Raw genomic sequence first — 24978 nt, forward strand, 5'->3', positions numbered from 1 at the left:
GCACGCCCCGGCCGGACCCCCGGCTCGCTGCCGTCCGACTTCCGTAAGGAGTCGGTCCGGGGCCGGGCCGGGTGCCCGGGCCTAGCGTGGGAAGGGTGACGACACCTTTCTCCGGCACCGTGGACGTGGTGCTGCCCTGTCTGGACGAGGCCGGGGCGCTGCCCTGGGTGCTGGGCCGGATCCCGCCGGGCTGGCGTCCGCTCGTGGTGGACAACGGCTCGACCGACGGCTCCGCCGAGCTGGCCCGCTCGCTCGGCGCGACCGTGATCCGCGAGGAGCGCCGGGGCTTCGGCGCCGCCTGCCATGCCGGGCTGCTCGCCGCCACCGCCGAGCTGGTCTGCTTCCTGGACTGCGACGGCTCGCTCGACCCGGCCCAGCTGCCCCGGGTGACCGGACCGGTGCTGGACGGCTCCGCCGACCTGGTGCTGGGCCGCCGCCGGCCCACCGCGCTCGGCGCCTGGCCGCTGCACGCCCGCCTCGCCAACGCCGAACTGGCCCGGCGGCTGCGGGCCAGGACCGGCGCCCCGCTGCACGACCTGGGCCCGATGCGGGCGGCCCGCCGCGACCGGCTGCTCGCCCTCGGGCTGGGCGACCGGCGCTCGGGCTACCCGCTGGAGATGGTGCTGGCGGCCGCGGCGGCCGGGCTGCGGATCGCCGAGACCCCGGTGGACTACCGCCCCCGCAGCGGCCGTTCGAAGGTGACCGGCACCCTGCGCGGCACCCGGCAGGCGGTCCGCGACATGCGGGCGGTACTGGCCGCCCCGCCGCCGACCCTGCTGGTGCTGGCCAAGGCGCCGGTGCCGGGCCGGGTGAAGACCCGGCTGACCCCGCCGTACTCCCCCGAACAGGGCGCCGCCCTGGCCGGGGCCGCGCTCGCCGACACGCTGGCCGAGCTGGGCCGGGTGCCCGCCGGGCGGCGGCTGCTGGTGCTGGACGGCGAGCCCGGCGACTGGCTGCCGCCGGGCTGGCAGGTGGTCCCGCAGGGCAGCGGCGGCCTGGACCAGCGGCTGGTGGCGGCCTTCGCGGCGGCCCCGCCGGACGCACCGGCGCTGCTGGTCGGCATGGACACCCCGCAGCTGCGCGCCGAGGTGCTGGCCGCCCCGCTGGCCGCGGCCGCCCGGGGCGGGGTGGACGCCTGGTACGGGCCCGCCACCGACGGCGGTTTCTGGGCCCTCGGGCTGGCCCGTCCCGGCCGGGCGCTGGCGGAGCGCCTGCTGCTCGGGGTGCCGATGTCCACCGACCGGACCGGCGCGGTGCTGCTGGAGCGGCTCTCGGCCGCTGGTCTGACGGTCCGCCACCTGCCCCGGCTGACCGACGTGGACACCGCCGCGAGTGCGGCCGAGGTGGCCGCGCTGGCACCGGACGGGCGGTTCGCCGCGTGCTGGCGGGAGTTCAGGACGGCCCGGCAGGTGACCGGTTGAGCACCCGGGCGTGGATCGACGACCCGTTCAGCCGGGCCATCAGGGCCGGGCGCGGCCCGCTCTGGCTGCGGGACGCGTCCGGCCGCCGCCACCCCCTGGACGTGGAGCGCTGGTGCGCGGCACCGGACGCGGCCGACCACTCGCTGCTGCGCCGCTGCCTGCGGCCGCGCCGGGCGGTGCTGGACGTGGGCTGCGGGCCCGGCCGGCTGGTCACCGAACTGCTCGCACTCGGGGTCCCGGCGCTGGGGGTCGACCTGACCCCGGCGGCGGTCGCCCGGACCACCGGCCTGGGCGGCACGGCGCTGCGGCGCTCGGTCTTCGACCGGCTGCCGGGCGAGGGCCGGTGGGGCGCGGTCCTGCTCGCCGACGGCAACATCGGGATCGGCGGCGACCCGGCCGCGCTGCTCCGGCGGATGGCCCAACTCATGGCCCCCGGAGGCGTGTTGCTGGCCGAGGTGGAGCCGGGTGACGGCGGGCTGGACGAGCGGCTGACGGTCCGGATCGAGGGTGCCGACCGCCGCCTCGGCCCCGCCTTCGCCTGGGCCAGGGTGGGCGCGGACAGCGCCGCCCGGCACGGCGCACCGGCCGGGCTGGCCGAGACCGAGCGCTGGTCCAGCCACGGCCGCCGCTTCATCGCCCTGCAGCGGCCCGCCTGACCAGCGCACCGGTCACCACCGCAGCGAGCGCCGCCCCGTACGCCCACTGGCCCCCGCCGAGGTAGAGCACCTGCCCGGCCGCCGGGACGGCCAGCCACTCCCAGCGGCCGTCCAGCGGGAGCAGCGCGAGCAGCAGCAGCCCGTACCAGGGATAGGCCGGGGTGGCCACCAGCAGGGCGGTGCCGAGCAGCAGCACCGCACCCCGCCACGGCCGGTCCGGGTCGCCGTGCCGCAGCACGTACCAGCAGGCCGCCAGCAGCACCAGCACGCCTGCCACCAGCGCGAGTTGACCCGGCAGCAGCAGCCGGAGCAGGCCGAAGCGGTCGGCCCCGGAGCTCCGGTCGTAGCCCTCCTCGCGCAGGTAGCCGGGCAGGTAGCCGAGCACCGCGCGGCCGGAGCCGACCAGGTACGGCAGGTAGCTCAGCCCGAAGGCCGCCAGGGCGGTGAGCGGCAGCAGGAGCAGCCCGGTGCGCGGACGGCGGGCCAGTACGCCGGAGAGGGCGGCGGGCAGGGCGATGCCGGGGATCAGCTTGGTGGCCGCCGCCAGCCCGAGCAGCGCGCCGGCGCCCGCCGTTCGCCGCCGTCCGGGTGCACCTCGGGCGGCCAGCAGGCCGGCCAGCAGCAGCAGCGCTCCCAGCGTGTCCACGTGTGCGTCGTTGACCGCCCAGACCGTCACGCCCGGACACCAGCTCCACAGCGCGACCCGCCAGCACCGCTCCCGCAGCACCGCCGCCAGTACCGCGCCGACCGCCAGCACCAGGACGAACCCGCCCAGTTGGGCCGCCCGGACGCCGTACCGGCCGCCCGCGCCGTACAGCGCCGCGAACCAGGCCTCGGCCACCGGCGGGTAGACGGTCGGCACCCCGGGCCGGTTGACGTGGCTGCAGAACCCGGCGGCGGCGCGGCGCTCGTCCCAGCCCCCGCAGTCGCCGCCGGGCGGGAACAGCTCGGGGGCGCGGGCCCGCAGCCCGGCCAGTTCGGCCGCGTCCGGCGGGTGGGCGTACGGGGAGATCCCGGCGGCCTGCACCCGGCCGTCCCAGAGGTAGCGGTAGGCGTCGTCGCTGGTCCGGGGCGGTGCCACCAGCCCGGCGGCGGCCACCAGGACGCCTCCCGCCAGCAGCAGCCGGGTGGCGGCCCGGGGCGGGGTCAGCCGCAGCAGCGCCACAGCGAGGCCGAACAGCACCGCGTCCAGCACGTACCAGCCGTACAGCGGACGGGAGTTGCCCAGGGTGCCGCCGCCGAGCACGGTCCCCACCAGGGCGGCGGTCAGCGCGAGCAGGGCCAGCACAGTGGCCGGGGCGGCCCACACCCGGCGGGAAGACGGTTGGTCGGACACCCCGTCAGCCTGCCAGCCGCCAACGGCCGTCCCACGCGGCACACGCACGCCGTACGACTTCCGTAAGCATGTCCCGACTGCCGTCAGGGACCCTCCGACCCCCGCTGCCGCGAATCGGACATCCGTCAACCTGCCCGTCCGACGCGGCACACGCGCGCCGTACGACTTCCGTAAGCATGTCGCGACTGCCCTCAGGGACTGTCCGGCGGTGTGATGGCGGGGTGGACCAAGACACCCCCGGCGCCCGCCGCCGGTTCGACCTCCCGCTGCCCCCGCCGCCCGCCTTCCTGCGGCGCGGCCCACTGCGCGAAGGGACGTTCGACTCCCCGCTGCACGAGCCCAGGACGGCGGTGGTGCTGGGCCGCTGGCTGGGCGCGGCGCTGCTGACCTGCTTCCTGACCGGCCTGCTCAGCCATCTGCTCCAAGAGCCGCCGGCCTGGCTCGAAGGGCACCTGCCGAGCCGCCCGGTGAACGGCTACCGGGTCACCCAGGGCCTGCACGTGATCGCCGGGACGGCCGCCGTCCCGCTGCTCGGCGCCAAGCTCTGGACGGTCTATCCGAAGCTGTTCGAGTGGCCACCCGCCCGCAGCCTGGGGCACGCACTGGAGCGGCTGGGCATCGCCGTCCTGGTCGCCGCGACGCTGCTGGAGCTGTTCACCGGGCTGCTGAACACCCTCCAGTGGTACCCGTGGCCGTTCCCGTTCCGGCAGACGCACTTCTGGCTCGGCTGGACGGCCGTCGGCGGCCTGCTGCTGCACCTGGCGGTCAAGGCCCCGGTGATCGCCGCGCACTGGTGGCGGGCCCGGGTGCCGGTGCCGGGACGGCGGGCCTTCCTGACCTCGGTCACCGTCGCGGCGGCGGCCGTCACGGCGACCACGGCGGGTCAGACCGTGCCCTGGCTGCGGTGGTCGGACCTGCTGGCCCCGCGCCGCCCCGACCTCGGGACGCTCGGCCTGCCGGTCAACCGGACCGCCGCCCAGGCGGGCACCACCACCGTCCCGGCCGACTGGCGGCTGACGGTGGCCGGCCCCCGGCCGTACCGGCTGAGCCTGGACGAGCTGCGGGCGCTGCCGCAGCACACCGTCCGGCTGCCGATCGCCTGCGTGGAGGGCTGGAGCGCCTCGGCGGACTGGACCGGCGTCCGGGTCCGCGACCTGCTGGAGCGGGCCGGCGCACCCGCCGACGCACTGGTGCGGGTGGTCTCACTGGAGGCCGAAGGCCCGTACGCGGTCAGCGAGTTGCCCGCCCCGTACGCCCGGGACGGGCTCACCCTGCTGGCACTGGCGGTGAACGGGCAGCCGCTGAACGCCGACCACGGGTTCCCGGCCCGCCTGATCGCGCCGAACCGGCCCGGGGTGCTGCAGACCAAGTGGGTCGCCCGACTGGAGGTGCGGTGATGCGGGTACTGACCGGACTGCTGGGAGCGGGCCTGATCGGCTTCGGGATCTTCGGGCTGCTGACGGACCCGCAGATCGGCGACCCGCTCGACGTACTGGTGTGGGCGGTCGGCGGGCTGCTGGTCCACGACGGGCTCTGGCTGCCGCTGGTCCTGCTGGCCGGCGCCGCACTGGCCCACGGCCGGCTGGGCCGCGGACCGGGCGGCCGGGCCGTGCGCGGCGGCCTGGTGGTGGCCGCCGCGCTGACCGCCGTCGGGCTCCCCGCCGTCCTGCGGGCCGGGGAGGACCACGGCAATCCCTCGGTGCTGCCGCTGCCCTACCTGCGCAACTGGCTGCTGCTGCTCGCCGCCACGGCTGCGGTCACCCTGCTGCTGGTACTGCTGCGGCGTCGTCGTCGAGCCAACTGAGACCGGTCGCCAGCCCGGCCAGGGCGTGCGGGCAGTCGCACGTCCTGGCCGCCGGGAGGCCCTCGAGGGCCCGGAACAGCACGGTGCGCAGCCGGTCCACGTTCCGGCCGAACACCTCCAGCACCTCGGCGTGGGTCACCCCCTCGCCGCTCTCGACCCCGGCGTCCAGGTCGGTGACCAGCGTCAACGAGGTGTAGCAGAGCCCGAGTTCGCGAGCCAGCACCGCCTCCGGATGGCCGGTCATGCCGACCACCGACCAGCCGTTGGCGGCGTGCCACCGGGATTCGGCCCGGGTGGAGAACCGGGGCCCGCCGACCACCACCAGCGTCCCGCCGTCCACCGGCTCCCAGCCCTGCTGCCGGGCCGCGTCCAGCACCACCCGCCGCCCGGTCGGGCAGTACGGGTCCGCCATCGACACGTGCACCACGTTCGGCACCGTGCCGTCCGGCAGCGGCTCGCCGTCGAAGTAGGTCCCCGCCCGGCCGGTGGTCCGGTCCACGAACTGGTCCGGCACCAGCAGCGCGCCGGGCCCGTACTCCGCCCGCAGCCCGCCCACCGCGCACGGCCCGAGCACCTGCCGCACGCCCAGCGAGTGCAGCGCCCACAGGTTGGCCCGGTAGTTGATCCGGTGCGGCGGCACCGCGTGCCCGCGCCCGTGCCGGGGCAGGAACGCGACCCGCCGCCCCGCCACCTCGCCGAGGGACACCGCGTCGCTCGGCGCCCCGTACGGCGTGTCCAGCACCACCTCGGTCACGTCCTCCAGCAGGGCGTACAGGCCCGATCCCCCGATCACCCCGATCTCCGCCCGGCCCAACAGTTCTGACGGTGCGTCAGTCGTCATCTCCAGCCTCCGTTCACGACCTTCCCAGCCTAGGAGCGGGGACGGTCCGCCGGGCCGGGGAGACCTTACGGTTCCCGGACGGCGGCCCCCGCAGCCGCTCCGCGCGCGACTGTCGGCACCCCTGGCTAGGGTGACGAAAAAGGGATCCCCGAGGCAGAGAAGGGTCATGATCATGGCTGCGTACGCTGAAGGAACGCCGTGCTGGGTCGACGCGATGTTCGCCGACGTGGAGGGCGCGAAGGCGTTCTACAGCGAGGTGCTGGGCTGGACGTTCGGTGAGGCCGCGTCCGAGTTCGGCAGCTACACCCAGGCCTACTCGGACGGCAAGGCGGTGGCCGCGGTGGTGCCCCCGATGCCGGGCCAGGAGGGCCAGTCGGCCTGGTGTCTGTACCTCGCCGCACCCGACGTGAGCGCCACCGCGGCGAAGGTCAAGGCGGCCGGCGGCACCGTGATGATGGAGCCGATGCAGGTCGGCGACTTCGGCTCGATGGCGATCGTGGCCGACCCGAGCGGCGCGGTCTTCGGCCTCTGGCAGGGCGGTGAGCACGAGGGCTTCGAGAAGCGCACCGGTCCGGGCGCCTACAGCTGGGCCGAGGTCTACACCCGGGACGCGCCCAAGGTGGACGCCTTCTACCCGGCGGTCTTCCCGTACAAGGCGCAGCAGGTGATCGACGACAAGGTCGACTTCCGGACGTACCGCCTGACCGGGGATCCGGTGCTCGGCCGGATGGCGATGGGCCCCGAGTTCCCCGCCGAGGTGCCGTCGTACGTGAACGTCTACTTCGCGGTGGCCGACTGCGACGAGGCGGTGGCCAGGGCGACCAAGGCCGGGGCCACCCTCCAGTTCGGCCCGATGAGCAGCCCGTTCGGCCGCTTCGCGGCCCTGCGGGACCCGCAGGGCGCCAACTTCTCGGTGATCGACCCGGACACCACCGAGGGCGAGATGCCCGCCCTGGCCGACGCCTGACGGTACGACGGAGGCGGCCACCCCCTCGCCGGGGTGGCCGCCTCCGCCATGGTGCCGGACTACTCCGGCAGGACCAGCGCCGGGGTGTCCCGGGTGAGCACCTCACCGCGGAAGAAGGCCGGGCTGCGCCGGGTCATCACGGCCATCACCACCAGCCCGAGGGCCAGCACGCCGACGCCGATCACGAAGACCGAGCCGATGCCGAAGACCGAGCTGCCCTGCCCGTACGCCGGGTCGACCATGTCGTACAGGCTCCGGCCGAAGATGCCCGCCAGGGTCACCCCGCCGAGCACCGGGAAGACCACCTTGAGCAGCGCGTCCCGGACCGAGCCGCGGATGTCGTGGCGGAAGTACCAGGCGCAGGCGAAGGCGGTCAGCGAGTAGTAGAAGCAGATCATCAGGGTCAGCGCGGCGATGGTGTCCTGGAGGACGTTCTCGCTGATCAGCGTCATCACGGTGTAGAACGCGCCGGTCCCGACGCCGGCCGTGACGATCGCCCGGCCGGGGGTGCGGTACTTCGCGTTGCCCTCGGTGAAGGACGGCGGCAGCGCCTCGTAGACGCTCATCGCCAGCACGGTGCGGCTGACCGGGATGAAGGTGGTCTGCAGGCTGGCGGCGGCCGAGGCGAGCACCGCGACGAAGAGCAGCACGCCCAGGGTGGGGCCCATCACCGGGCCGGCCAGCGCGGCGAAGACGTTCGAGGAGGTCTCCTCGTTGCCCAGCCCGGTGCCGGTGCTGCCGACGCCCGCGTACATCTGCACGGCGACGGCGGTGAACAGGTACGAGCCGACCAGCACCACCATGGCCACCAGCGCGGCCCGGCCCGGCGTCTTCTCGCTGCCGCCGGTCTCCTCGTTGGCGCTCAGGCAGGCGTCCCAGCCCCAGTACATGAAGAGCGAGAGCGAGAGCCCGGCCACGAAGGACGAGAACGAGCTGGCCTGGAACGGGTCGAGCCAGCTCCAGGAGAAGTCCAGCGAGCCGGGTGCGTCCCCGGCGACGGCCTTGCTGATCGCCATCACGGCGAAGATGCCGAGCACCGTGAGCTGGAGGCCGACCAGGGCGTACTGGACGCCCTTGGTGGCCGTCATGCCCCGGTAGCTGATCGCGGTGGCGACCGCGATCAGCGCCAGGCAGGTCAGCACGTGCACCAGCTTGTCGTCGTTCAGCCCGGTGATCCACCCGCTGCCGGTGACCTCGCCGAGCAGCAGGTAGAAGTACTCGGTGGCGACGCCGGCCAGATTCGACAGCACGATGATGGTGGCCACCACCAGGCCCCAGCCGCACATCCAGCCGACCTTGGGGCCGAAGGCCTTGACGGTCCAGGTGAAGGAGGTGCCGCTGTCCGGGATGGCCTTGTTGAGCTCCCGGTACGCGAACGCGACGAGCATCATCGGCAGGAAGCCGGCCAGGAAGAGCGCGGGCATCTGCAACCCGACCGCCGCCACCGTGGTGCCGAGCGTGGTGGTCAGGCAGTAGACCGGGGCCACCGTCGAGACTCCGATGACGGAGTTCCCGAGCAGGCCGACCGAGTTGCTGTTGAGGCCCTTGGAACGGACGCCGCCGTTGGCGTCCGTTCCGGCCGCCGGACCGGCGGCCTTCGGGCGGGAGTCGAGCTGAACCATGCCCCGACCGTACGTTGAACTGTTTCCGCAGCTCAGGGGCACAGGGGTGACGAACCGTGACATGGATTAGATGATCAAAAACCTTGTTTCGCCACGGATTCCAAGATATTCATCCAGTGCACCCTGTACATCCGAGGCACATTCCAGGTTGCCCCAGGCAACGAAACCCGCACCGTTACCTAAATCGCCCCGGTGTCACCCGGTATGTGATCTGCCTCACCCGGCCGGCGGCTTGAAGCAGTTCGAGCTCACCCGGACGATGATCCGGTTCATCGGGTGGAAGGACTGCGCGAACACCGCGACCGTCTTCTCCGGGTTCTTGCCCCAGGTCTGCAGGTCGGCCTTGTCCGCCGTCCGCTCGTGGCCCAGGCCGTCCCAGCCGTTCGCCTTGAAGTACGCGTTCAGCCGGTCGATCGCCGGATCGAGGTCGGCCGGCGCGAGGTCGTCGATCTGCCAGAAGTGGATCGCGTCCCGCGAGCCCTTCTCGGTGCCCTTGTCCTGGCAGTCGGAGAAGTTGAGGGCCTCGCTCTGCCCGGTCCGGCCCTTCACCGCGAGCGCCTCCTGCACCTTCGCGGAGACCTGCTTCAACTCGTTCCCGATCTGATCCTCGGTGGCGATGCGCAACGACGTGTCCTTCGTGGAGCCCGTGGTCGTCCCACAGGAGGTCAGCAGGGTCAGTGCGAGGACGGCCGCAGCCGCCGTCCGGATTCTCATGAGCCGCTCAATCCTTCAGGCCGACCTGGCCGTAGCTGCCGGTGATGATCGCCGCCTGGTTCCGCAGGGCGCTGTGCGGCTGGTCGTTGTTCTCCCAGTACTCGCTGTGGCCGTGGTTGCCGTCGGTCTTGATCTGGTTGGCCCCGAAGTCGTCCGAGGTCGGCACGTTGGGGAAGTCGAACCAGCCGCCCCGGCCGTGCCCGAGCGCCCCGAGGTTCGGGACCGGGTCCCCGTCCGCCTCGGCCGCCCAGACGTGCTTCGGGTCGATGTTCAGGTCCGAGGCGTGCCGGACGTGCATACCGGGGCTGCCGGCCACGATGATCTCGTCCACGGCCAGGCCGTTGCCGTTCTTCGCAGCTTCTCCGACCACGACCGAACCATAGCTGTGACCGATCACCGACGTGTGCCGCGGCCCGCCGTCGTGGGTGACTCCCAGTCCGTCCACGTAGCGGTCCAGCCTGGGCGCGCCGTCCTCGGCGTAGTTGTTGAACGGGGCGTCCTTGACCACGTCGTCGGGCGCGTCGTAGCCGAGCCACATGATGGTCGAGGTCTGGCCCGGGGCGCTGAACTGCTCCGACGCGGCGTGCAGGTTCTTCATCCGGTCCAGGTCGCCGCCGATGCCCGCCAGCTCGGCCGTGGTCCCGGGGATGTAGACCGCGGTGTTCTTCGCGGTGTCCGGGTTGCCGAAGGCCACGATGGCCTGGCCGTCGTCCTTCGGGTCGAGACCGATCAGGAAGACCTCCGGGCCGGCCGGGTCGTGGTCCTCCTTGTCCAAGCGGTTCTTCAGGTCCTGGAGGGCCTGCATCCGCTTCTTGCCGTCCCCGGAGGTGTCGTTCCGGTTCAGGTCCAGCTGCTGCTCCAGCTGGGCCCGGTTCGCCACGTCCCGGATCTCGCTCGGGATGCCGTTCCGGTTGCCGACCTCGGCCGGGTAGAGGGCCAGGTACTCGCGCTGCTGCTGCTGCGTCAGCGAGTTCCACCACTTGGCGTTGTCCGCCGGGTTGTCGTTGTTCGGCACCACCGAGGCCAAACCGAGCGAGGACCGCATCCCCGCCACGTCGTTGGCCACCTCCGCCTGCGCCTTGGAGCTGTCGGCGTCGACCACCTCACCGGTCAGCCCGCCCAGTGCGGCGGAGCCGTCGGCGCTGGCCTGCTCGGCCTTCTTCACCGCGTCGCCGATCCGCTGCCTGAACTCGCCCAGCCGGGCGTTCCGCTGACGGTTGATCTCCTGCGCGTCCGGATCGTGCCGCTCCACCGGGTCCAGCTGCGGCCCGGTGACCCAACCCTCGTCGTCCACCTGGTAGTTGTTGCCCTCGGCCTCGGACACCGCGGCCCGCAGCTCCTGCTGCGCCGCGGACATCCGCTGGTGCACCGCGTCGATGGTGACCGCGATCGCCATCGCCTCGGCGTTGACGATGCCGAGCTGCTCCTCGGCCCGCTCCAGCTTCCGGTACGCCGCCTCGGCGTCGTCGCCGGCCCAGCCCGAACCGCGCAGCGCACCGCTCACCCGGCCGCGGTGCCGGGTCCGGGCGTCGCCGCTGCCCTCACCGAGCTTGCGCCAGGAGGCCGCGGCGGCCTCCAGGTCGCCGAAGTTCTGCTTCATCAGGAGCGCGAAGCTGTTCGCCATCGGACTAGCCCGCCCGGTTCATCGAGGCGGCCACCAGCTGATCGGTGCCGCGGTGCTGTCCGGCCGTGCTGCGCAGGGCGTCCGCGTTGCCCTCGATCGACTGGTGCAGGCCGGTCAGCGCGCTGCGCCAGCTGTCCGCGATCTGCCCGAGCTGGGCCGAGACCGACCAGCCGGCGGTGGAGGAGGAGGCCTCGTCCGCGTCCTTGACCGCCCGGTCGGAGAACGGCCTGAGCTCGCCGTTGAGATCGGTGACCACCTTGGCCGCGTTGTCCAGCTCCGCCGGATCCACGTTCACTTGCGATGACAAGGCTTCGCCCCCACGAATCGGCCGCACTCGGTCAACTGTCGGCGACACCCTAGTGAATGAGACGCTCCGCCCGCGATCCCTGCTGGTGAACCGTCACCGACCCGCCACTAAACCAGCCCGGACTGACGGATCGTGATGTTCAGTCGGCCGACCAGGCCGAGGGCCGGGTCGGCGGTGCCCGGGTGGGTCCGCGGGACGCCGTGGTAGGCGAAGCGCATCGGGCCGCCGAAGACCAGCAGGTCACCGCTGCGCAGTTCGAGATCGGTCCACGGCCTGGTCCTGGTCGCGGTGTTGCCGAGGCGGAAGACGCAGCTGTCACCGAGCGAGAGCGAGACCACCGGGGCGTCGGACTTCTCGTCCTTGTCCTGGTGCAGGCCCATCTGCGCGCCGTGCGCGTAGTGGTTCACCACCCCGATGTCAGGACGGTAGTCCGCCGTACCGGCGATCCCGGTCGGCTCGGGCCCGTACGCGTCGCCCAGCGCCCGCGCCGCCAGCTCGCCCAGCACCGCCGGGAACGGCTTGACCGGCGAACCGTCACCGTCCACCACCGTCCGGACGTAGCGGTACGGGTACCAGTGCCAGCCGAGCGAGAGCGAGCGGACCGACATCTCGCCGCCGTTCGGCATCCGGATCGTCCGCATCCCGGCCGGCGGCCGGGCCCACTCCCGGCAGGCCTCGACCAGCTCGCGCTGCTCCTCCGGGCCGAGCCAGTCCGGCAGGAGCACCACCCCGGGTGCCGGGTCGGCCCGCTCGCGGGGGAAGAGTTCCATACCGGCCATCCTGGCACCGGACCCGCCGGGCGACGGCGGTCTGCCGAAGTCCCGCCCGGGCTTTCCCGGGTCGGTCAGCGCAGCAGGCCGAGCTCCCGTGCGCAGTCCGGCCAGGCGCCCCAGCCCTGCCGGCGGCGGATCTCCTCGGCCACGGTGATCTGGTGCCGGCGCGGCGCCCGGTCCGGCCGGTCGGCGTACCGGAGCCCGCCCGCCTCCGCCCAGGTGGCCGGCCAGATCTGCAGGCCACCGTAGAAGCCGTTGCCGGTGTCGGCGTGCCAGTCGCCGTCGCTCTCGCAGCCGGCCAGCTGCTCCCAGGTGCGGTCGGGTACGGCTGCGGCCGCGGCGGTGGCGGGGACGAGCGCGGCGGCGGTCAGCAGGGCGGTGGCGAGGGCGGGCAGCAGGATCGGTCGCATGGCCTCATGAAGGCACGGCCCCGGCCGTCCGGCACCGCGACCGGTCCGTCCGGACGACAACGCGGCAAGGCCGCCCCCTCCGGGTGGAGGGAGCGGCCTTGCCGGTGCGCGGTCGGCTCAGTGAGCGTCAGGCGTCGTTCAGAGCGAGATGACCTGGCCCGGGAAGATCAGGTCCGGGTTGCCACCGAGGACGGAGGCGTTGTTGCTGTAGACCGTCTTCCAGTCCAGGCCCTTGTCCGCGGCGATCTTGCTCAGGGTGTCGCCGGTCTTGATGGTGTAGTTGCCACCGTTGGACTTGGCCGGAGCCGAGGGGGCCTTGGTCTCGGCCTTCGGGGCGGCAGCCTTCGGGGCAGCGGCCTTCGGGGCGGCCTTCGGGGCCTCGGCGACCTTGGTCTCCACCTTCGGAGCAGCCTTGGTCTCGGCCTTCGGGGCGGCGGCGCGGGTCTCGGAGCGCGAGGCCTTGGCGGAGGAGGTGTTGCTCGACGAGGTGTCGACGTCGGCGGCGGCGCCGCCCTTGGTCAGACCGGCCTTGACGGAGCAGACCGGCCAGGCGCCGGGGCCCTGGGAGGCGAGCACCTTCTCGGCGACGGCGATCTGCTGGCCCTTGCTGGCCAGGTTCGCCTGGGAGGCGTACTGGGTGCCACCGAAGGCGGCCCAGGTGCTGGAGGTGAACTGCAGGCCACCGTAGAAGCCGTTGCCGTTGGCAATGCTCCAGTTACCGGTGGACTCGCACTGCGCGACCTTGTCCCAGGTGGAGGACGAGGCGGCGGAGGCCGAGTTGGCCGTGACGAGGCCGGCCACGGGAAGGACGGCGACGGCGCCGCCCATGACAGCCAGCCGAACGCGGTTGCGCTTGACGGCGGTGGTGGCAGCGGCGGTCTCGTTACGGAAGGTCATGAGTATCCTCTCGACAATCCCGGGCAGGCATGCGGAACCAAGCCCTGAAGAGCGTGATTTCGTCTGCCGCGTCCGCAAGACGGCCGTGCACGTTTCTCGATCGACGTGCTCGCCGCCCCGGCCAACCTCCCGCACACCTGCGCCGCTCCTACGAGCGAGTCACGCTGGTGAGCACCTGCCGTACCGGTGGAGACCGGCGGGCCGTGCACCGGGAGGTGAACCCGGGTAGTGCTCGTTGCACTGGTTACGAAGCTACGAGCCGGATCGGCAGGCTCCAAACGTTTTGGGGTTTCCCCAGCTCAGCCAGGGGTTACCGGCAGTAAAGATCAAGTAAATGCGGGCTTTATGTCCGATTTACTACCTATTTCCATGATCAAACCTTGGCCGCCGGTGACCTGGGTCACCTTTCGCCCACTGTGACCTCGCGCACAACATCGACAGATTGCGACCTCCCCTCCACAGGGAGCAGTCGAAAACCCGGCAAATCCCGTCACGATCAAGCGCACCCGTGACCCCAGCCACAACGGCCCGTTGGTAATGGCGGTCGGGCCTGCCCGCGCCACCCCCAGACGAACCGAGGAGTCCCCGTGCCGCGCATGCTCGAAGTCAGCGACGAGGTCCGAGCCGAGATCGGTGACGACGAGGCAGACAATCTGCTCGCCGGCGCCCACGCGCCCGACAGTTACGACTGCACCTCCTGCCGGACCCCCGGCGACTCCAGCCGGGAGGCCACCAGCACGGTGCTCTTCGTCGGCGACGAGACGGCGGTGCTCGCCTTCGCCCACTCCCGCTGCATCCCGTCCCAGGTCGTACCGGTCTCCGAGGAGCAGCTGGCCGGCGCCGTCCGCAGCATCAGCCAGTCCCAGGGCGGCGCCCCCGCCCCTGCTCCCGTCCCCCCGGCCCCGGTCCCGGCCGCGCCGGTCGCCGGGCAGCCCTCGGTCTCCGCCACCGGGCAGCCCGCCGTCCTCGGCATCACCTGCGGGCTGGTGCTCTGCGGCGACACCGGGCACGCCGCCCTGGTGATCGAACCGACCGGCCCGGTCGGCCGCCCCGGCAACACCACGGGCGAGGACGAGTTCCTCACCCTCCTCACCGAGCAGGGCTTCCAGTTCGTCGAGGACGTCAACAAGGCCCCCGCCCCGCTCCCCGGCTGGTCGGTCCTGATGGCGATGGGCCAGCTGCACGCGATCCTGCACCCCACCCCGACCGGCACCAACGCCGCCTGGTGGCAGGCCCACCAGCCGCTCCAGGTCACCGAGGCCTGGCGCTCCGCCGCCCGCCAGCTCAACGCCGTCACCATGTACGCGGCCCCGGCCGGCACCATCGGCCGCCAGCCCCGCGAGGACCTGCTCCGGATCGCCCTCGACCGGGCCACCACCCGCGGCCTCCTGGTCGCCGCCTCGCTCCCCCTCGCCGGCACCTGAGCCCCGGCGCGGCCGGGGGCCCGGGGAACCGCGAGGCCGCCGCCGTTCCCCGGGCCCCCACCTGCCGGAAGCACGTGCCAAGCGGCGGCCGTCCCGCATCCGATGCCGGTCTCACTCGTTGGTCCTACGTGTACAGCTACGAGGTCGCCGCCGCCCACCGCCAGCCCACGAGCCGTCCCATCCCGGGTATGCGCCCGTCGTACGACGCGGAGAACCCCACCTCGCCCACGCCGATCTACGACACGCTGTACTCGGAGTACCGCCGCCTCTTCCGGGCCCTCCCGGGTGACCGCACCGGTGAGGAGGACCTCCGCTTCACCGGCTTCGCCTCCCGCGAGCACTACCCGCCGCAGCAGCAGACCTTCCACACCTACCCGGGCCACGCCCAGGGCACCCCGCAGTTCATGCCGGCCCAGTCCAACCCCCCGACCACCGGCCAGGGCTGGGTCGCCACCGGCTACCTCTCCCCGGCGGTCGGCGGGCGCCACCGCAGCATGCTCTCGCTGCCCCCGGGCCAGTACTGACGGCATGACGAAGGGGCCGGGCTGATGCCCGGCCCCTTCGTCATGCCAGCAGACTCACTTGGTGCGCTTGCGCTTCTCCCGCACCCGGACCGAGATCGAGATCGGCGTCCCGACGAAGCCGAACTCCTCCCGCAGGCGACGCTCGACGAAGCGGCGGTAGCCCGCCTCCAGGAAGCCGGAGGCGAACAGCACGAACCGCGGCGGCTTGATGCCGGCCTGGGTGCCGAACAGGATGCGCGGCTGCTTGCCACCGCGGATCGGGTGCGGGTGGGCCGCGACCAGCTCGCCGAGGAAGGCGTTCAGGCGGGCGGTGGAGATACGGGTCTCCCAGCCGGCCAGCGCGGTCTCGATCGCCGGGACGAGCTTCTCCATGTGGCGGCCGGTCTTCGCCGAGACGTTGACCCGGGGCGCCCACTGGACCTGGACCAGGTCCTTCTCGATCTCGCGCTCCAGGTAATAGCGGCGCTCTTCGTCGATCTGGTCCCACTTGTTGTACGCGATCACCACGGCCCGGCCGGCCTCGACGGCCATCGTGATGATCCGGGTGTCCTGCTCGGCCAGGGTCTCGCTGGCGTCCACCAGGACCACCGCGACCTCGGCCTTCTCCAGCGCGGCGGAGGTGCGCAGCGAGGCGTAGAAGTCCGCGCCCGCGGTCAGGTGCACCCGGCGGCGGATACCGGCGGTGTCGACGAACTTCCAGGTCTTGCCGCCGAGTTCGATCATCTCGTCGACCGGGTCACGGGTGGTGCCGGCCATCTCGTTGACGACCACCCGCTCCTCGCCCGCGACCTTGTTCAGCAGGCTGGACTTGCCGACGTTCGGCCGGCCGATCAGCGCCACCCGGCGGGGGCCGCCGGTCGGGACGCCGAAGGTCTGCGGCGGGGCGTCGGGCAGCGCGGCCATCACGGCGTCGAGCAGGTCGCCGGAGCCGCGGCCGTGCAGGGCCGAGACGGGGTAGGGCTCGCCCAGGCCGAGCGACCACAGGTAGGTGGCCTCGACCTCGGTGGACTGGCCGTCCACCTTGTTGGCGCAGAGCACGGTGGGCTTGCCGGCCCGCCGGATGATCTTGATCAGGGCCTCGTCGGTGTCGGTGGCGCCGACGTTCGCGTCCACCACGAACAGCACCGCGTCGGCCTGCTCGATGCCGAGCTCGGCCTGGGCGGCGACCATCGCGTCGATGCCCAGGACGTCGATCTCCCAGCCGCCGGTGTCCAGCACCTTGAAGCGGCGGCCGTTCCAGGTCGCCTCGTAGCTGACCCGGTCCCGGGTGACGCCCGGCTTGTCCTCGACGACCGCCTCGCGGCGGCCGATGATGCGGTTCACCAGGGTCGACTTGCCGACGTTCGGGCGGCCGACCACGGCCAGCACCGGCATCGGGCCGTCGTTGAGGCCCTCGAGGTCCTCGCCCTCGAAGCCCTCCTCGGCGGCGAGCGCCATGAACTCGGCGTAGTCGGCGTCGTCCAGCGCGCCGTTGGTGTCGTTGGTCATGTTCCGTACTTCCGTTTCCCGGCCCGTCCCTTCCCAGGGATGCGCCGTGCGTACCTGCCCCGAGGGGGCAGCGCGGTGCGGGCCGCCGGTTCGTTCCGGCGGACGCGAGAGTGTGGGCGGTCGTCAGACCGCGGAGAGGCCGGCCCGCTGCTCGACCAGGCCGGTGATGGTGTCGATCACCTGGTCCAGGGTCAGCTCGCTGGTGTCCACCAGCACGGCGTCGGCGGCCTGGGCGAGCGGGGCGGTCTCCCGGGAGGAGTCCGCCGCGTCCCGGCGGGCCAGGTCGGCGGCCATCGCGGTGATGGTCGCCTCGTCCAGGCCCTTGGCCCGCAGCTCGGTGGCGCGGCGCTCGGCGCGCGCGCCCTCCGAGGCGGTGAGGAAGATCTTCACGGTGGCGTCCGGGTACACCACGGTGCCCATGTCCCGGCCCTCGGCGACGATGCCGCGGTCGGCGACCTCGGCGCAGCCGCGCTGCAGCTCGACCAGCCTGGCCCGCACCTGCGGGACCGCGGCGACCGCGCTGACCTGGGAGGTGACCTGCTGGCCGCGGATCGGGCCGGAGACGTCCTGGCCGTCCACCGTGATGGTCGGGCCGGCGGCGTCGGTGCCGGAGACGATCACCGGCTTGCCGCAGGCGACGGCCACCGCCTCGGCGTCGTTGACGTCGACCTCGTTGGCCAGCATCCACCAGGTCATCGCGCGGTACATCGCGCCGGTGTCCAGGAAGCTCAGCCCGAGCCGGGCGGCGACCGCCCGGGAGACGGTCGACTTGCCGGAGCCGGAGGGTCCGTCGATGGCGACGACGACCGGGGCGTTCGCTCGGTCGGCAGTGTCCACGGCGCGAACCTCTCTACTGAATCTGGGCAGGGTCTCCACCAAGGTTAGTCGACCCGCGCCACCGTCCTCGCCCAGTGACCGCCGGGCAGCCGTCTCGTTGGACCGGCCATGAAGCGAATGATCACCGGCGCCGCGCTGGCCCTCACCGCGCTGGCCCTCACCGGAACCCCCGCCGACGCCGCGAGCAACAACACCATCGGCGACGTCGTCAGCGCCCCGGCCGGCTGGCACCTGGCCCCCACCGCCCTCTGCACCGAGGAGCTCGCCCCGCTCCCCGCCCTCCCCGGCAGCAACTGCCCGGCCGTCCCCAAGGGCTGACCCGCCAGCTTTTGCACAAATGTCTTGCACGCTTGTACAACTCTCCCCTAGGGTGGTGCCACCGAGACCGACCGAGGAGAGAAACCATGACCGAAACCGCCGTCACCCCCGTCCGCGCCGAGCTCGACCTCGACGGCCGCCGACTCTCCTACCTGGACTTCGGCGGCACCGGCCGCCCGCTGCTCGCCCTGCACGGGCACCTGGCCGAGGGGCAGGACTGGGCGGCGGTGGCCGCGGAGCTGGGCCCCGACTGGCGGGTGATCGCGCCGGACCTGCGGGGCCACGGCGACTCCGACCGGGCCGCCGAGTACAGCCGGGAGGGCTACCTCGCCGACGTGGTGGCGCTGCTGCACCGGCTGGACCTGGGGCCGCTGCCGGTGCTCGGCCACTCCGGCGGCGGCATCACCGCGTACCAGCTGGCGGCCCGCCACCCCGAGCTGGTCAGCGCGCTGATCAACGAGGAGGGCCCGGCCGAGCTGCCGGTCGGCGGGCCGAGCCCGCTGGCCTTCGTACTGGCCATGCCCTACACCGCCGCGACCCGGGCGGAGCTGCTCGCCGCACTCGGCCCGGTGGCCCCGCTCGTCGGCGACCGCCTCCGCCAACTGCCGGACGGCAGCTGGCGGTTGCCGTTCCACCCGGCCGACACGGTCAGCTCCGAGGAGCAGGTGCACGGCGACCACTGGGCCGACTGGCTGGGCAGCAGCTGCCCCGCGCTGCTGGTCGCCGGCAACCGGTTCCCGTGCCTGCCCGCCGAGTCGGCCACCGCGATGGCCGGGCGCCGCCCGGGCACCCGGCTGGTCACCCTGGACGGGGACCACTTCGTGCACGCCGCCGACCCGGCCGGTTTCGCGGCCGCCGTCCGCGCCTTCCTCGCCTCGCTCTGACGGGGGTTCAGGCCCGGCGACGGGTCCGCAGCACCACGTGGCCGGTCAGACCCGCCAGACCCAGGCAGAGCGGGGAGTACAGCCGCAGGTTCAGCCGACGGAACTCCGGGGTCTCCTCCCGCAGCCGCAGGCCCGACACGGCCGGCCCGGCCGCTCCCCGGGCGGCCAGCACCCCGGCCACCGTCCACATCCCGGCCCGCACCAGGCGGGCCCGGCCGAGCCGGCTCTCCGGCCTGGCCCCGGCCAGCACCAGCCCGCCTGCCGCCCCGAGCAGCCCGGCCACCACCGCTGTGGCAGCCTTCGGCGGCAGCCCGCCGTCGGGGCCGGCCGGCCCGACCACCACCCGCGCCAGCTCGGCCGGCGTCTCCAACGGCCAGGGCGACCGGAGCCACACCCCGTGCAGCACCCCCGCCCCGATCAACCCGGTCGCAGCCAACCCCGCCGCAGCCCGCACATCCGTCGTACCCGTCATGGCACACCCCTCCCCCGCGAACAGGCGGGACCCCGCCCTGCCACCGACCCTAGGGCCTGTCGTCGAACCCCCGTCGTCCGCCCGGAGGGCGGGCGGGGCGTCGTTGGGGTGCGTGCATCGGCGGCGCCGAGAAGGGGGCCCCTCCCGGCCGGAGGCTGGGATGCCGCAGGCGGGGCGGGGGTCCCCCCGGCCGGAGGCTGGGGAGAGATAGATGCGGAGCATCATCGACCGACGAGAAGCCGGCGAAGGGCCCCTCCTGCCCGTTGCCGGGCAAGGAGGGCACGTGCCCCGGCGGCGGCCCGCAGACGGGGGTTCGACGACCGACCCTAGGCAGCTTTACGGGCCGGCCGGACGGCGTCCTCAGTCCCGGACGCTCCAGCCGTGCTCGCGCAGCGCGACCGTGAGCCGCTTGACCGAGCCCGGCGACACCGAGAGCTGGACGAAGCCGACCTGCTGGCCCGAGGAGTGCTCGATCACCACGTCCTCGATGTTCACCCCGAGCGCGCCGACCTCGCCGAACAGGCGGCCCAGCTCGCCCGGCTGGTCGCCCAGCACCACGGCGACCGTCTCGTACCGGGTGGGCGGGGCGCCGTGCTTGCCGGGGATCCGGGCCTGGCCGGTGTTGCCCCGCCGCATCACGGCCTCGATCCCGGCCGCCCCGGCCTGCCGCTCGCCCTCCTCGACGGCCTGCATCGACCGCAGCGCGGTGACGGTGTCGCCCAGGTCGCCCGCCAGCTCCTCCAGGATGTCGGCCACCACGCCGGCGTTGGCGGAGAGGATGTCCACCCACATCGCCGGGTTGGAGGCGGCGATCCGGGTCACGTCCCGGACCCCCTGCCCGGCCAGCCTTATGGCGGTCTCGTCCGCGTGCTCCAGTCGGGCCGCGACCAGGGAGGAGAACAGCTGCGGCGCGTGCGAGACCAGCGCCACGGCCCGGTCGTGCGCGGCGGCGTCCATCACGATCGGCATCGCCCCGCAGAGCGCGACCAGTTCCAGCGCGGCGTTCAGGGTCTCGGTGTCGGTGTCGGCGGTCGGGGTGAGCACCCACGGCCGCCCCTCGAACAGGTCCGCCCGCGCCGCCAGCGGCCCCGAGCGCTCCCGCCCGGCCATCGGGTGGCTGCCGATGTAGTTCACCGTGTCGCAGCCGAGCGCCGTCACCTCGGCCCCGGGGCCGGACTTCACGCTCGCCACATCGGTGTACCAGCGCGCCAGGCCCCGGTGCTGACAGTCTGCCAGCACCTTCCCCACCAGCGCGGGCGGCACCGCGATGATCGCCAGGTCCACCGGCCCGTCCGGCGCCTCGGTGGTCCCCGCGCCGAGCGAGGCCGCCGTCCGGGCGGCGTCCGCGTCGGCGTCCTCCAGGTAGACGTGCAGCCCACGCCCCGTCAGGGCGAGCGCGGCGGAGGTGCCGATCAGTCCGGTGCCGACGACGGCGACTGTGCGCATGACGGGTGCGTCTCCTGAGGCGGTAGGGCCAGGTCGGCCCCATCCTCTCGCACCGGAGGCCCGACGGACGTCCTTGACCACCCAGTGGTCGGCTCTCCGTCAGGTCCGGCCCCCGGAACGGCGACGGCCGGGCCCCGGCGGTGCGGGGCCCGGCCGTCCGGGCTCACTTCGCCCGGTCGCCCAGGTCGGCCAGGGCGACGGCGGCGCGGATGTACTTGTTGCGGCCGAGGTCGCCGATGGTCTTGATCCGCAGGGTGGCCAGCGCCTCGCCGTGGGCGTCGGTCAGGCCTGCGATGGCGGCCACGGGGGCGTCCAGGACTTCGGTCAGGGTCAGGTTCTCGTAGGCCTTGTCGAGCAGCTTGTCCAGATCGGCGGTGACGGTCACGCGGAACCTCCAAGTAGCGCTGGTCAGTTGAGGTCAAGGCTTGGGCAGTACGGGGCCCGGGGCCACCGGCCGCACCCGTGCGGGTGAGCGCGGCTGGGCCGGTCGGCGGACCGTCCGGCGTGTCGGGCGGCGCGGCGCGCGGGGCGAAACCACTGACAGCGGCGGTGCGGCCGGGCAGACTGGGCCGCGCGCTGACCAGGCAAGGCGGAAGGGGCCCGAGTGGAGTCGGTACTGGACGAGGTGGTGGTGTACGCCGCCGGAGCGCTCTGCCGGAGGCGGGCGCGCGGGGCGGTGCCGGCCGACGGGCGGGTCCGGCTGACCGGCCTGCCGGCCGAGCTGGACCCGGCATCGGTCCGGGCCACGGTACGGGGTGCCGGCCTGCGGGTGACCGAGGCCCGGGTCGGGTACGAGACCGTCCTGCGCAGCCCGGACGAGATGCCGGAGCGGATCCGGGTGCTCGACCTGGCTGCGCAGGAGTACTCCGCCGCCGAGACCCGCGAGCGCCGGCAGGCCGAGCGGATCGCCGAGCTCACCGCGCTGCGCGCCGTCCCGCCGCCCCGCCACCGGGACGAGCCGCACCGCCGGACCCCGGCCGACGCCTGGCTGGAGCTGGCCGACTTCGTCGACACCCGGCTGACCGCACTGCAGGCCGAGGCGGCCCGGCTGGCCGAGCTGACCGCCCGGGCCGAGCACGCGCTCCAACTCGCCCAGGACCGCCTGGACGCCGCACCCGACACCGAGCGCACCGGCCCGACCAACACCACCGCGACCGTCCTGCTCACCCTCACCGGCGGGTCCGCCACCGGGACGGAGGAGGTGGAGTTCGAGCTGGAGTACGGCATCCCCGGCGCCCACTGGGTGCCCTCGTACCGGCTGAGCCACCGTCAGGGCGATTCCGGGGGGCAGCTGGTCCTGCGCGCCTCGGTGGCCCAGCGCACCGGCGAGGACTGGACCGGCGTCCGCCTCGGCCTGTCCACCGCCGACCTGCAGCGCCGCACCGAGCTGCCCCGGCTGCGCTCGGCCCGGATCGGCCGCCGCCAGACCGCCCCAGCCCCGTCCGGCTGGCGCGAGGCCCCGCCCGGGCTGGGCGAGCTGTTCGCGGCGTACGACACCGCCGCGCCGCGCCCCGCGCCCGCGTTCGGGTTCGCGGGCCCGGTGGCGGTCGGTGGCGGTGCCCCTGCCGCTCCCGCAGCCGCTGCCGACGAGGACCGGCCGCCGGTCCGGAGCGTGTCGCGACGGGCCCGGATGCCGAAGGCGGCGGGCGGCGCGGCACCGGGCTACGGCGGCTCCGCCGAGATGTTCCGGGGCGGCCCGGCCGGCCCCGTCCCGGCACCCGCGCCGATGCCCGCCATGGCCGCCGCGCCGATGGCCGACCTGGCCGCCCCGCAGCAGTTCGGCGCGGCCCCCGGCAGCCCGCCGCCCCCGCCGGAGCCGCCCGCCCCGCCGCACCCCGGCGCCCGCTGGCTGGACTACGCCGCCCTCACCCTCCAGGGCCCGGCCGGCCCCGACCGGGGCCTGCTGGCCCCCGCACCGCAGCGGCACCGCAGCAGCCCCGCCCCCACCGCCGCCCCGCCCCCGCACACCGTGCCGCCCCGCTTCTCGGCCGGCTCCTTCGACCAGCGGTACGACGCCGCGGCCCCGGTCGACCTGCCCTCGGACGGCAGCTGGCACACCGTCACCATCGGCGAGATCCCGGTCTCGCTGGCCGAGGAGTACGTCTGCGTGCCGTCGGTCGAGGAGACCGTCTACGGCACCCTGCTGCTCACCAACGCCACCGACCGGGCCCTGCTGGCCGGGCCGGTCGAGGTGACCGTGGACGGCGACTTCCTGCTCACCGCCGCCCTGCCCACCCTCGCCCCCGGCGCGACCAGGCGGCTCGGCCTCGGCGTGGCCGAGGGCATCCGGGCGGCCCGGCGCACCGAGCTGCACGAGTCGACGGCGGGGATGCGCAACAACACCCTGGTGCTCGACCACCGGGTTCAGGTCGAGCTGGTCAACCGGCTGGCCCGCCCGGTCACCGTCGAGGTCAGGGAACGGGTGCCGGTGACCGCCGAGCCGGATGTCAGGCTCCAGGAGCGGCCCGGCTGGTCCGCCCCTGACGAACCGTCCGAGGACGACCCGGCCGGCACCCGGATCCGGCGGGTCGAGCTGCCCGCCCACGGCCGGGCCGAGCTGGACGGCGGCTACGAGATCCGCATCCCGGCCGGCAAGACCCTGCACGGCGGAGACCGGAGGAACTGACCCATGACCACCACCACACCCCTCCCGGTCACGGCCGTCACCTGCCTGGAGGACCGCTCGCTGGTCGAACGGTCCACCGGGCTCGACCTCGCCCCCGGCGTCCAGCGGCTGCGCCTCGGCCCGGTCACCGCACTGGCCGCCGACCGCACCCTGCGGGCCGAGCTCGCCACCGGCAGCGTGCTGGACACCCGGATCACCCGGGTCTGGACCGCACCCGCGCCCCAGCCCCCCACCGCCGAGGACTCCGAACTCCGCCACCGGGTGCACGCGCTGGAGCAGGAGCTGACCGCGCTCGCCGCCGAACGCCAACGCCTGACCGCCCGGCTGACCCTGCTCGGCCAGCTCACCGCCGACCTGCTCCGGGAGATCGGCGAGGGCGCTGGCCGGGGCGAGACCGAACCGGCCCGCTGGACCCGCGAGCTCGACCGGGTGGACGCCGAGCGCGACACCCACGGCGAGCGGCTGCGCTCCACCGACGCCCGGCTGCTCGACGCCGAGAGCGAGCTCGGCCAGGCCCGGCACGCGCTGGCCCTGGCCGAGGAGGAGCCGCCGGAGCTGCTCGGCTTCCTGGAGCTGACCGTCGACACCCCCGGCGGCCCGAACCGACTGACCGTCAGCCATCTCACCCCCTGCGCCCTCTGGCGCCCCGCCTACCGGGCCACCCTGGCCGACGACGGGTCGCTCACCCTGGAGACCGAGGCGGTGGTCTGGCAGCGCACCGGCGAGGACTGGTCCGACGTCCGGCTCACCCTCTCCACCGCCCGGTCCGCCCTCGCGGGCGAGCCGCCCCGGCTGTCCGAGGACGTGCTGACCCTGCGCGAGCGCACCGCCGAGGAGCGCCGCACCGTCGAGGTGGAGCTGCGCGAGCAGGCGATCGGCTCCACCGGCCCGGCCGCCGACGGCCTGCCCGGCGTGGACGACGGCGGCGAGGTCCGGGTCCTGCACGCCCCCGCCCCCGCCCGCGTCCCCGGTGACGGCCGCCCGCACCGGGTCCCGCTCACCGCCTTCACCACCCCTGCCAGCAGCGAGTACAGCTGCGCCCCCGAGCTCTCCCCGCTGGTCACCCGGGTGGCCCGGTTCACCAACGCGGCCGGCCACGCCCTGCTGGCCGGTCCGGTCGACCTGGTGCTGGGCAGCGGCTTCACCGGCCGGGCCGAGCTGGAGTTCACCGCGCCGGGCGCCCCCGCCGAGCTCTCCTTCGGCAGCTCCGACGCCTACCGGGTGGTCCGGGAGACCGAGGAGGCCCGGAGCAGCGCCGGCGCCCTCTCCACCCGCACCGTGCAGACCCGGACGGTACGGCTCCACCTGTCCCGCTTCTCCGGCCCCGACGACCGGGCCGACCAGCCGGTCACCGTCCGCGAACGCATCCCGGTCTCCGAGGTCGCCGCGGTGGAGGTCCGGCTCCGCAAGGAGCTCTGCTCCCCCGCCCCCGACGAGCTCGACCCCGACGGCATCGTCCGCTGGCAGCTCACCCTCCCGCCCGGCGGCCGACGCACCGTCACCCTGGTGTACGAGGTCACCGCGACGGCCAAGGTGGCCGGACTCTGAGCGCGGCTACCCGGTCAACTCCGGTGAAATGCCGTCAAC

Annotated in this window: 25 protein-coding genes and 1 pseudogene; 12 read left to right on the top strand and 14 right to left on the bottom strand. The window is 74.1% G+C overall.

The window, feature by feature from the left end:
- Positions 1-86: 86 nt before the first annotated feature.
- From ABT118_RS17980 to ABT118_RS17990, 3 genes and pseudogenes are all read left to right on the top strand, one after another.
- A pseudogene (locus ABT118_RS17980) lies at positions 87-767 on the top strand (glycosyltransferase family 2 protein); the annotation flags it as partial.
- Complete coding sequence (locus ABT118_RS17985) at positions 741-1421, top strand: TIGR04282 family arsenosugar biosynthesis glycosyltransferase (protein ID WP_350669681.1); 681 nt, start codon at positions 741-743, stop codon at positions 1419-1421. The pseudogene ABT118_RS17980 and the gene ABT118_RS17985, both read left to right, overlap by 27 nt.
- Positions 1418-2077 carry a methyltransferase domain-containing protein gene (locus ABT118_RS17990; RefSeq protein WP_350669514.1) on the top strand — a complete coding sequence of 220 codons (660 nt, stop codon included), beginning with the start codon at positions 1418-1420 and terminating at the stop codon, positions 2075-2077. Before ABT118_RS17985 ends, ABT118_RS17990 begins: the two co-directional genes overlap by 4 nt.
- On the opposite strand, the gene ABT118_RS17995 is transcribed toward ABT118_RS17990, so the two are convergent.
- Complete coding sequence (locus ABT118_RS17995; RefSeq protein WP_350669515.1) at positions 2052-3413, bottom strand: glycosyltransferase 87 family protein; 1362 nt, start codon at positions 3411-3413, stop codon at positions 2052-2054. The two genes, ABT118_RS17990 and ABT118_RS17995, sit on opposite strands and share 26 nt — an antisense overlap.
- 221 nt (positions 3414-3634) lie before the next feature.
- Here ABT118_RS17995 and ABT118_RS18000 point away from each other — a divergent pair, with 221 nt between their 5' ends.
- Together ABT118_RS18000 and ABT118_RS18005 are read left to right on the top strand one after the other, a co-directional pair.
- Positions 3635-4810 (top strand): molybdopterin-dependent oxidoreductase, encoded by a 1176-nt coding sequence (locus tag ABT118_RS18000; protein ID WP_502884577.1) that lies wholly within the window; start codon positions 3635-3637, stop codon positions 4808-4810.
- Positions 4810-5217 carry a hypothetical protein gene (locus tag ABT118_RS18005; RefSeq protein ID WP_350669516.1) on the top strand — a complete coding sequence of 136 codons (408 nt, stop codon included), beginning with the start codon at positions 4810-4812 and terminating at the stop codon, positions 5215-5217. The genes ABT118_RS18000 and ABT118_RS18005 overlap by 1 nt, the downstream gene beginning before the upstream one ends.
- Here the strand turns inward: ABT118_RS18005 and ABT118_RS18010 are convergent.
- On the bottom strand, positions 5171-6058 hold the full coding sequence (locus ABT118_RS18010; protein ID WP_350669517.1) for an S-methyl-5'-thioadenosine phosphorylase: 888 nt from the start codon (positions 6056-6058) through the stop codon (positions 5171-5173). The two genes, ABT118_RS18005 and ABT118_RS18010, sit on opposite strands and share 47 nt — an antisense overlap.
- A 172-nt stretch (positions 6059-6230) precedes the next feature.
- Here ABT118_RS18010 and ABT118_RS18015 point away from each other — a divergent pair, with 172 nt between their 5' ends.
- A complete protein-coding gene (locus ABT118_RS18015) occupies positions 6231-7025 on the top strand; it encodes a VOC family protein (RefSeq protein ID WP_350669518.1) in 795 nt (264 codons plus the stop codon).
- Positions 7026-7084: 59 nt separating this feature from the next.
- Here ABT118_RS18015 and ABT118_RS18020 read toward each other — a convergent pair whose 3' ends face one another.
- The 7 genes from ABT118_RS18020 to ABT118_RS18050 form a co-directional block, all read right to left on the bottom strand.
- Positions 7085-8647 carry an APC family permease gene (locus ABT118_RS18020; protein ID WP_350669520.1) on the bottom strand — a complete coding sequence of 521 codons (1563 nt, stop codon included), beginning with the start codon at positions 8645-8647 and terminating at the stop codon, positions 7085-7087.
- Positions 8648-8863: 216 nt separating this feature from the next.
- A complete protein-coding gene (locus tag ABT118_RS18025) occupies positions 8864-9361 on the bottom strand; it encodes a hypothetical protein (RefSeq protein WP_350669521.1) in 498 nt (165 codons plus the stop codon).
- Between the two features lie 7 nt (positions 9362-9368).
- Positions 9369-10985, bottom strand: a complete 1617-nt coding sequence (locus tag ABT118_RS18030) for an alpha/beta hydrolase (RefSeq protein WP_350669523.1) — start codon at positions 10983-10985, stop codon at positions 9369-9371.
- Positions 10986-10989: 4 nt separating this feature from the next.
- Positions 10990-11280 carry a hypothetical protein gene (locus tag ABT118_RS18035; protein ID WP_350669524.1) on the bottom strand — a complete coding sequence of 97 codons (291 nt, stop codon included), beginning with the start codon at positions 11278-11280 and terminating at the stop codon, positions 10990-10992.
- 119 nt (positions 11281-11399) lie between these two features.
- Positions 11400-12071, bottom strand: coding sequence for an alpha-ketoglutarate-dependent dioxygenase AlkB family protein (locus ABT118_RS18040; protein ID WP_350669526.1), 672 nt, complete (start codon positions 12069-12071; stop codon positions 11400-11402).
- 65 nt (positions 12072-12136) lie between these two features.
- Entirely contained in the window at positions 12137-12475 is a 339-nt protein-coding gene (locus ABT118_RS18045) for a transglycosylase family protein (protein ID WP_350669527.1), read from the bottom strand.
- 138 nt (positions 12476-12613) lie between these two features.
- A complete protein-coding gene (locus ABT118_RS18050; RefSeq protein ID WP_350669529.1) occupies positions 12614-13372 on the bottom strand; it encodes a transglycosylase family protein in 759 nt (252 codons plus the stop codon).
- Positions 13373-13959: 587 nt separating this feature from the next.
- On the opposite strand from ABT118_RS18050, the gene ABT118_RS18055 reads away from it, so the two are divergent.
- On the top strand, positions 13960-14796 hold the full coding sequence (locus ABT118_RS18055; RefSeq protein ID WP_350669530.1) for a DUF8842 C-terminal domain-containing protein: 837 nt from the start codon (positions 13960-13962) through the stop codon (positions 14794-14796).
- Positions 14797-14984: 188 nt separating this feature from the next.
- Positions 14985-15320, top strand: coding sequence for a hypothetical protein (locus ABT118_RS18060; protein WP_350669531.1), 336 nt, complete (start codon positions 14985-14987; stop codon positions 15318-15320).
- 54 nt (positions 15321-15374) lie between these two features.
- On the opposite strand, the gene der is transcribed toward ABT118_RS18060, so the two are convergent.
- Both der and cmk read right to left on the bottom strand, forming a co-directional pair.
- A complete protein-coding gene (der, locus tag ABT118_RS18065; protein ID WP_350669534.1) occupies positions 15375-16808 on the bottom strand; it encodes a ribosome biogenesis GTPase Der in 1434 nt (477 codons plus the stop codon).
- A gap of 123 nt (positions 16809-16931) precedes the next feature.
- Positions 16932-17645: a (d)CMP kinase gene (gene cmk, locus ABT118_RS18070; RefSeq protein ID WP_350669538.1), complete on the bottom strand. Its 714-nt coding sequence runs from the start codon at positions 17643-17645 to the stop codon at positions 16932-16934.
- A 108-nt stretch (positions 17646-17753) separates the two neighbouring features.
- Here cmk and ABT118_RS18075 point away from each other — a divergent pair, with 108 nt between their 5' ends.
- On the top strand, positions 17754-17963 hold the full coding sequence (locus ABT118_RS18075) for a hypothetical protein (protein ID WP_350669541.1): 210 nt from the start codon (positions 17754-17756) through the stop codon (positions 17961-17963).
- Positions 17964-18049: 86 nt separating this feature from the next.
- Positions 18050-18847, top strand: a complete 798-nt coding sequence (locus ABT118_RS18080; protein ID WP_350669545.1) for an alpha/beta fold hydrolase — start codon at positions 18050-18052, stop codon at positions 18845-18847.
- A gap of 7 nt (positions 18848-18854) precedes the next feature.
- On the opposite strand, the gene ABT118_RS18085 is transcribed toward ABT118_RS18080, so the two are convergent.
- The 3 genes from ABT118_RS18085 to ABT118_RS18095 form a co-directional block, all read right to left on the bottom strand.
- A complete protein-coding gene (locus tag ABT118_RS18085) occupies positions 18855-19319 on the bottom strand; it encodes a DUF3995 domain-containing protein (RefSeq protein WP_350669547.1) in 465 nt (154 codons plus the stop codon).
- A 360-nt stretch (positions 19320-19679) separates the two neighbouring features.
- The gene (locus ABT118_RS18090) at positions 19680-20846 is read right to left on the bottom strand and encodes a prephenate dehydrogenase (protein ID WP_350669549.1); all 1167 of its coding nucleotides are present in this window, start codon (positions 20844-20846) and stop codon (positions 19680-19682) included.
- A gap of 82 nt (positions 20847-20928) precedes the next feature.
- Positions 20929-21150, bottom strand: a complete 222-nt coding sequence (locus ABT118_RS18095; protein ID WP_350669551.1) for a hypothetical protein — start codon at positions 21148-21150, stop codon at positions 20929-20931.
- Between the two features lie 219 nt (positions 21151-21369).
- On the opposite strand from ABT118_RS18095, the gene ABT118_RS18100 reads away from it, so the two are divergent.
- Positions 21370-23391 carry a DUF4139 domain-containing protein gene (locus ABT118_RS18100; protein WP_350669554.1) on the top strand — a complete coding sequence of 674 codons (2022 nt, stop codon included), beginning with the start codon at positions 21370-21372 and terminating at the stop codon, positions 23389-23391.
- A 3-nt stretch (positions 23392-23394) separates the two neighbouring features.
- Entirely contained in the window at positions 23395-24939 is a 1545-nt protein-coding gene (locus ABT118_RS18105; RefSeq protein ID WP_350669557.1) for a mucoidy inhibitor MuiA family protein, read from the top strand.
- Positions 24940-24978 lie beyond the last annotated feature (39 nt).

It is taken from the genome of Kitasatospora sp. NPDC002040, from assembly GCF_040296785.1.
GTDB lineage: Bacteria > Actinomycetota > Actinomycetes > Streptomycetales > Streptomycetaceae > Kitasatospora.

Excerpts from the sequence above, each read along its gene's own strand:
- ABT118_RS18080 (WP_350669545.1), top strand. The coding sequence starts at position 18,050 with ATGACCGAAACCGCCGTCACCCCCGTCCGCGCCGAGCTCGACCTCGAC.
- ABT118_RS18105 (WP_350669557.1), top strand. The coding sequence starts at position 23,395 with ATGACCACCACCACACCCCTCCCGGTCACGGCCGTCACCTGCCTGGAG.
- der (WP_350669534.1), bottom strand. The coding sequence starts at position 16,808 with ATGACCAACGACACCAACGGCGCGCTGGACGACGCCGACTACGCCGAG.
- ABT118_RS17985 (WP_350669681.1), top strand. The coding sequence starts at position 741 with ATGCGGGCGGTACTGGCCGCCCCGCCGCCGACCCTGCTGGTGCTGGCC.
- ABT118_RS18010 (WP_350669517.1), bottom strand. The coding sequence starts at position 6,058 with ATGACGACTGACGCACCGTCAGAACTGTTGGGCCGGGCGGAGATCGGG.
- ABT118_RS18075 (WP_350669541.1), top strand. The coding sequence starts at position 17,754 with ATGAAGCGAATGATCACCGGCGCCGCGCTGGCCCTCACCGCGCTGGCC.
- ABT118_RS18050 (WP_350669529.1), bottom strand. The coding sequence starts at position 13,372 with ATGACCTTCCGTAACGAGACCGCCGCTGCCACCACCGCCGTCAAGCGC.
- ABT118_RS18030 (WP_350669523.1), bottom strand. The coding sequence starts at position 10,985 with ATGGCGAACAGCTTCGCGCTCCTGATGAAGCAGAACTTCGGCGACCTG.
- ABT118_RS18045 (WP_350669527.1), bottom strand. The coding sequence starts at position 12,475 with ATGCGACCGATCCTGCTGCCCGCCCTCGCCACCGCCCTGCTGACCGCC.
- ABT118_RS18015 (WP_350669518.1), top strand. The coding sequence starts at position 6,231 with ATGGCTGCGTACGCTGAAGGAACGCCGTGCTGGGTCGACGCGATGTTC.
- ABT118_RS18085 (WP_350669547.1), bottom strand. The coding sequence starts at position 19,319 with ATGACGGGTACGACGGATGTGCGGGCTGCGGCGGGGTTGGCTGCGACC.
- ABT118_RS18040 (WP_350669526.1), bottom strand. The coding sequence starts at position 12,071 with ATGGCCGGTATGGAACTCTTCCCCCGCGAGCGGGCCGACCCGGCACCC.
- ABT118_RS18060 (WP_350669531.1), top strand. The coding sequence starts at position 14,985 with ATGCGCCCGTCGTACGACGCGGAGAACCCCACCTCGCCCACGCCGATC.
- ABT118_RS18005 (WP_350669516.1), top strand. The coding sequence starts at position 4,810 with ATGCGGGTACTGACCGGACTGCTGGGAGCGGGCCTGATCGGCTTCGGG.
- ABT118_RS18025 (WP_350669521.1), bottom strand. The coding sequence starts at position 9,361 with ATGAGAATCCGGACGGCGGCTGCGGCCGTCCTCGCACTGACCCTGCTG.
- ABT118_RS18020 (WP_350669520.1), bottom strand. The coding sequence starts at position 8,647 with ATGGTTCAGCTCGACTCCCGCCCGAAGGCCGCCGGTCCGGCGGCCGGA.